Here is a 6,252-nt window from a genome sequence, read left to right on the forward strand (position 1 = left end):
CCGCCTCAAGCTCGGCACCTTTGCCAGCAACGCCGACGGCGGCTTGTCCCTGACCACCGTGCCCGAACGCTGGACCGCCGCCTGGGACGACTGCCTCGCCGCGGCACGGACCGCCGACGAGGCAGGCCTCGACTTTCTGCTGCCGATCGCCCGCTGGCAGGGTTTCGGCGGTGCCACCCGTGCGCGCGAATGGTCGTTCGAGACGCTGACCTGGGCCTCGGCGCTTGCGGCTGCGACCAGCCGCATCGCGCTGTTCAGCACCGTGCACGTGCCGCTCGTCCACCCGCTGTTCGCGGCCAAGGCGCTGGCCACGATCGACCACGTCTCGCACGGGCGCGCCGGTCTCAACATCGTGTGCGGCTGGAATCCGAGCGAGTTCGGCATGTTTGGCATGACGCTGGACGACGACGGCTATGCCCGCGCCGCCGAATGGCTGGATGTGATCGAGAAGCTCTACGCCGCCGATGGTCCCATCGACTTCGACGGCCGCTTCTACAAGCTGAAGCAGGCGATCACTCGCCCCGTCGCCCTGCAACGGCCGCGCCCGGTGACGATGAACGCCGCCTTCAGCCCGCCGGGCCGCGACTTCGCCGCCAATGCCTGCGACCAGCTGTTCACGACCTTCACCACGATCGAGGAAGGCAAGCGCCACATCGCCGACATCGCCACGCGCGCCGCCGCTGCCGGGCGCGAGGTCGGCGTGAGCACCGTTTGCCACGTGGTGTGCCGCCCCACCGACGCTGAGGCCGAGGCCTATTACGAGGACTATGCCCTCACCAACGCCGACCACGATGCGGTCGAGCAGCATATGAGTTCAAAGCAGAAATTCTCCGGCTCGCACGATGACGAAAGCTATCGTCTCTACCGCCAGCGTTTCGCCGGCGGGGCCGGCAGTTTCCCGCTGGTAGGCTCGCCTGGGACGATCGCACGGCAGATGGCCGAGATATCGCAGGCCGGCTTCTCAGCCATCGCGCTGTCGTTCGTGAACTACCGCGAGGAGTTGCCTTACTTCTGCGAGAACGTCCTGCCGCTGCTGGTCGAGATGGGCTTGCGCGAGGATGTCCTGGCCGTGGAAGCGGCCTGATGCGCAAGCAAGCCTTGATCGGTGGCGTGGCCCTGGTCGCCGCGATGATGGCAACGGCAATTGGCGCCGCGCCGGCACCGGCCTCGGCTCCTGACCCGAAGATGCGCAGCGCCGAAGCGGTGGCGGGCAAAGACCTCCGCGCACTTTACGAAGTGCTCTGCCCCGTCGATGTCGTCCACCCGCCGGCGGAGAACGTGGCCGATCGGGCGAGCTGGTACTCGCCCCCGGCAAAGGCGTTCGACGATCTCTATTACGTCGGTCAGCAGGGCGTTTCCGCATGGGCGCTCAAGACCGACGAGGGCCTCATCCTGATCGACGCTCTGTTCGATTACTCGGTCGGTCCCGAGATCGTCGATGGGCTCAAGGCGCTCGGCCTCGATCCGGCGACGATCCGCTATGTCGTCGTCACTCATGGCCATGGTGATCACTACGGCGGCGCGCGCTACCTGCAGGACACTTACGGCGCGCGGGTTGTGGCGAGCCGCAAGGACTGGGACGTGATCGCGCAGACCACCCGCTGGACCGATCCCAAACCTCGCCGCGACATCGTTGTCGATGGGGCGATGGACCTGGCCCTGGGCAGGACGGTAATCAGTCTGATCGAAACGCCCGGCCACACGCCCGGCACGCTGTCGCTGCTGTTCCCCGTCCACGACGGGGCTGAGCGCCATGTCGCCGCGCTGTGGGGCGGCACCGCGTTCAATACCCGGACGCGCGAGCAGTACGCGGGCATGGCCGCCTCGGCCGAGCGGTTCGCGGGGCTTGCGCGCCAGCGGGGCGCGGACGTCTGGCTGTCCAACCATCCGGTGTTCGACGATACGTTCGCGAAGATCGCCGCGGAGCGGAAAGGGGCGACCTCTCCCTTCGTGACGGGCCAGGCGACGGTGCAACGGGCCTTGAAAGTGGCCGCGCAGTGCAGCCGGGTCGCCCTTGCACGCGACTACCCATAGACCTCGAACCGGGTGGGCCATGGCCTGCCGGACGGGCCGCAAGAACAGAAACGGAGCTTCCATGACTTATACGAGAACTCTCCTTCGCGCGGCCGTCGTAGCCGCAGGCGCCACCTTGCTGCCGAGCGCAGCATCGGCGCAAAGCGCCCCGCCGCCGCAGTTCGCCATGTGCAAGGTCTGCCACAAGACCACCGACAAGGCTCCTTCCGCCATCGGCCCGACCCTTTGGCGCGTTGGCGGCCGCAAGGCCGGGACGCTGCCGGGCTATGCCTACTCGCCGGCGATGAAGCAGTCGGACCTGGTGTGGGATCGCAAGACGCTGATGGCCTTCCTCGCCAAGCCGCGCACCGTCGTGCCGGGGACCAAGATGGCCTATGCCGGGACCTCCGACCCCAAGGCGGCCGCCGCGCTTGCGGACTACCTGCTGGGGCTCAAGTGACCGTGCGCCGGATCGCCACCCTGCTGGTCGGCCATGCTACCCTAGCAGCCATGCCGGCGCTCGCCGCTCCCGATAAGGACGGGGTCGAGATGCGCGAGATATCGCCGGGTCTCACCTTGCCGTTCCGCGCGCTCGCGCCCGGATTGCCGCCGGTGCCGGACTACGGCAAAGCCAAGGCACCGCCGCTGCCGGTCGCCATTCCCGAGGGCTTCACGCCAATTTTCAACGGCCGTGACCTCGCCGGATGGCACGTCAGCAAGACATCCCGCCACGGCACCGCGCCCGTCTTCGAGGTGCGTCAGGGCGTCCTCATGGGCATGCAGAGCGCCCCGGGCCAGGGCGGCCAGTTGGTCACCGATCGCAAGTACCGCAATTTCGAACTCTCCTTCGACTTCAAGCCGGACTGGAGTGCTGACAGCGGCGTATTCTTCCGCACCACCGAAGAAGGTGCAGGCTATCAGGTAACGCTCGACTACGTTTCGAGCGACCGCGCCTACACGGCCGGGCCGGGGTTGAACCTGGGCAGTTTCATCGGTGAAGGCGGCGTCCAGGTGGGTGACGTCCCGGCGACCTCGCCCAAGCTCGATCCCGCGCAGGCGGCGGCGAAACCGCAGCCCGACTATGCGCATCCGCCGATCGAGCCGGTTCCCGACTTCTGGAAGCGGGAGCAATGGAACCACGTCCGCATCCGCGTCGCCGGCGACGTGCCTCATGTCACCGTATGGATCAACGGCACGCAAGTGAGCGACACCACCGACACCGCCAACCATGCGGTCGGCGGCATGGTGGCGGGACCGATCGCGCTGCAGGTCCATGGCGGCTGGCAGCGCTGGCGGCCGGGCGACGTGCTGCGCTGGCGCAACATCGCGATCCGCGAACTGCCCAAGGACGCGAAGTAACATGGACCGTCGGCTGTTCCTCGTCTCGGGCCTGTTCGCCGCCTCGCTTTCGCTGAGCGGTGCGCGGGCGGCATGGGCTGCACCGGCGCCTGCGGCAAGCGCGCTGACGGCGCCGCAGATGCGGTTCCTGTCCGCCTTTTGCGACACCATCATCCCGGCCACGGATACCCCCGGGGCCCTGGCCGCCGGCGTGCCCGCCTTCATCGACCGTATTGCCGTGCGCGCCAGCGACGAAGCGCAGATCGCCGCCTTGCGCACCTCGATCGACGGGCTGGAGCGGGTGCTCGACACGGCTGCGGGCCGGCCCTTCGCGGCGGCCCCCGCGCCCGTGCGGCACACCGTCCTTGCACAAGTGGACGCCGCCTCGATGCTGGGCCGCAAGGATTGCCGCGTGCCCGCCACCAGCGCGGACGATGCCGATGGAGCAACCTACCGGCTGCTCAAGGCTATCACGGTCTGGGGCTTCTATACATCCGAAGCCGGTGGCTCGCAGGATCTGCGCTTCGAACTGGTGCCCGGCGGCTATGCGCCCGATATCGAGCTTGCCGCCGACTGGCGAAACTACTGCAACGAAACGGTGCTTGGCCAATGAGTATCTCGAAGGACTTCGATGCGATCGTGATCGGCTCGGGCATCACCGGTGGCTGGGCGGCCAAGGAGCTGACCCAGCGCGGCCTCAAGGTCGCGATGATCGAGCGCGGCCGCATGGTCGAGCACGGCACCGATTATGCAACCGAAACGCTGGCGCCCTGGGAGTTCGACTACCGCGCCCAGCGCGATCCCGCCGCCACTCATGAGGGCCTCGCCGGCTATGGCATGAGCAACGCCAACCTCAACGGTGCCTCCTCGCTCTACCCGCTGACCGAGGCGCCGGGCTTCTTCGTGGCACCGGAGGATCATCCCTACCAGACGCCGCAGGACGCACCGTTCAACTGGACCCGCGCCTATGTGATGGGTGGCCGCTCGCTGGTTTGGGGCCGCAAGTGCTTCCGCATGAGCGACCTCGACTTCACCGCCAACAAGCTGGACGGCCATGGCACCGACTGGCCGATCCGCTACGCCGACCTTGCACCCTGGTACGACCATGTCGAAAACTTCATCGGCGTCTCGGGCAGCACCGAGGGGATCGCCCATCTGCCCGACGGCCAGTTCCAGCCGCCGATGGCGCTCAACCACGTCGAGCAGAAATTCAAGGAATGGATGGAGGCGCACTATCCCGGTCGCAAGTTCATTCCCAGCCGCCTCGCCAACATGACCGAGGCAAAGCCGGACGAAGGCCGCTCGAACTGCCAGTACCGTAACCTGTGCGCGCGCGGCTGTTCCTTCGGGGCCTATTTCAGCACGCAGAGTTCCACGCTCCCCGCCGCGCAGGCGACCGGGCTGCTGACGGTGCTGACCGACAGCCGCGTCGTGTCGATCGAACACGATCCCGCAACCCGGCGCGCCAGCGGCGTGCGCGTGCGCAATACCGCTACCGGCGCGACCACGACGGTGACCGGGCGCACGATCTTCCTGTGCGCATCGAGCTTCAACAGCACCGCGCTGCTGTTGCAATCCACCAGCGAGGCGTTCCCCACCGGCCTTGGCAATACCAGCGACGTGCTGGGCCGCTACATCATGGACCATGCCTCGGGCGTGCAGGTCGTCGCGCATGTGCCGGGCTATCAGGACCGCAACTACACGGGCTTCCGGCCGACCAACCATTTCATCCCGCGTTTCCGCAACGTCGGAGGCGACACCTCGCCCGCGTTCCTGCGCGGCTACGGCATCCAGCTCGACGCCGCGCGTGCCAACTGGGAAGCGGGGGCTTTCGGCGCGGGCATCGGTGACGACCTCAAGCGCAAGGCCCGCCAGCGCGGCGACTGGCGCCTGCGCTTCAACCTGTTCGCCGAGACTTTGCCCGATGCCGAAAACCGCCTGACGCTGGACCCCGCGGCTCGCGACAAGGACGGTATCGCGCAAATCCGCGTCGCCCTGCGCTTCGGCGCCAACGAGCGCAGGCTGCTGGACGACGCCATCGCGCAAAGCGTCGAGATGGCCGAGGGCTTCGGCGCCACCGTCGTCTCCCGTCCCGGCGAGGGTTATGCGATCAAGGGCGCCATCCACGAGATGGGCGGTGTGCGCATGGGCGGCGATCCGGCCACCTCGATGCTCAACGGCTTCAACCAGATGCACGCGGTCGAAAATGTATTCGTGACCGATGGCTCGGCCATGGCGTCAAGCGCCTGGCAGAACCCTTCGCTCACCTACATGGCGATGACCGCGCGGGCTGCCGCATATGCGGTGGACGAGATCAGGCAAGGGAAAATCTAGCTATTGTTTCAATGTGTTCGGGCGGAATTTTTGCTGTGCAGCTTACGTCCAAGGCCGCCCGAAAGCTTAGGTCTGGTTTCCCCGCCAGCCTTTGGCCAACTTGAAACAGCAAACTCATCACCGACGCCATGCCTTATCAGGTACCGATCCCAGGCTGTGTGAAAACGTCTTCGCCGTCGTGGTCGATGGATATCGTCCGAGGCCGAGTTTGCGCGACATGGTCTTAGCTGGCGATTACTCTTTGGCGACTTGAGGGCGCGAAAGGAATGCTCGGCGGTCTGGCGCCAGATGCGCACAGCGTCCGGATTGGCATGACGGCGCTGCCTCGGCGGGAATCGCGGCCGCAACTTTGCCGCGCACCGGCCGTTGGCATGATAAGCGCAGCAGCGGAGAACCATGCACCGATGATCGTCGTCCACCATCTGGAGAACTCGCGTTCGCAGCGCGTCCTGTGGCTGCTGGAAGAGCTGTCCCTGCCCTACGAGGTCAAGCGCTACGAACGCGATCCGAAAACGATGCTGGCGCCCCCCGAACTGCGCCGCATCCACCCGCTCGGCAAGTCGCCGG

Annotated in this window: 6 protein-coding genes and 1 pseudogene; all 7 read left to right on the forward strand. The window is 66.9% G+C overall.

Features of this window, described 5'->3' with window-relative positions; genetic code table 11:
- A partial coding sequence (locus tag LH128_RS02890) for an LLM class flavin-dependent oxidoreductase (protein WP_008828078.1) occupies nucleotides 1–1,084 on the forward strand: 1,084 nt, incomplete at its 5' end.
- Nucleotides 1,084–2,034: an MBL fold metallo-hydrolase gene (locus LH128_RS02895; RefSeq protein WP_008828079.1), complete on the forward strand. Its 951-nt coding sequence runs from the start codon at nucleotides 1,084–1,086 to the stop codon at nucleotides 2,032–2,034. The genes LH128_RS02890 and LH128_RS02895, both read left to right, overlap by 1 nt.
- Nucleotides 2,035–2,095: 61 nt before the next feature.
- Nucleotides 2,096–2,473: a c-type cytochrome gene (locus LH128_RS02900; RefSeq protein ID WP_008828080.1), complete on the forward strand. Its 378-nt coding sequence runs from the start codon at nucleotides 2,096–2,098 to the stop codon at nucleotides 2,471–2,473.
- Nucleotides 2,470–3,372, forward strand: coding sequence for a 3-keto-disaccharide hydrolase (locus LH128_RS02905; RefSeq protein ID WP_008828081.1), 903 nt, complete (start codon nucleotides 2,470–2,472; stop codon nucleotides 3,370–3,372). Before LH128_RS02900 ends, LH128_RS02905 begins: the two co-directional genes overlap by 4 nt.
- Before the next feature lies 1 nt (nucleotide 3,373).
- On the forward strand, nucleotides 3,374–3,964 hold the full coding sequence (locus LH128_RS02910) for a gluconate 2-dehydrogenase subunit 3 family protein (RefSeq protein WP_008828082.1): 591 nt from the start codon (nucleotides 3,374–3,376) through the stop codon (nucleotides 3,962–3,964).
- Entirely contained in the window at nucleotides 3,961–5,685 is a 1,725-nt protein-coding gene (locus LH128_RS02915; RefSeq protein ID WP_008828083.1) for an FAD-dependent oxidoreductase, read from the forward strand. The genes LH128_RS02910 and LH128_RS02915 overlap by 4 nt, the downstream gene beginning before the upstream one ends.
- A 404-nt stretch (nucleotides 5,686–6,089) precedes the next feature.
- Nucleotides 6,090–6,252: pseudogene (locus LH128_RS31890) on the forward strand (glutathione S-transferase); the annotation flags it as partial.

The organism is Sphingomonas sp. LH128, assembly GCF_000293195.2.
GTDB classification, from domain to species: Bacteria; Pseudomonadota; Alphaproteobacteria; order Sphingomonadales; family Sphingomonadaceae; genus Novosphingobium; species Novosphingobium resinovorum_A.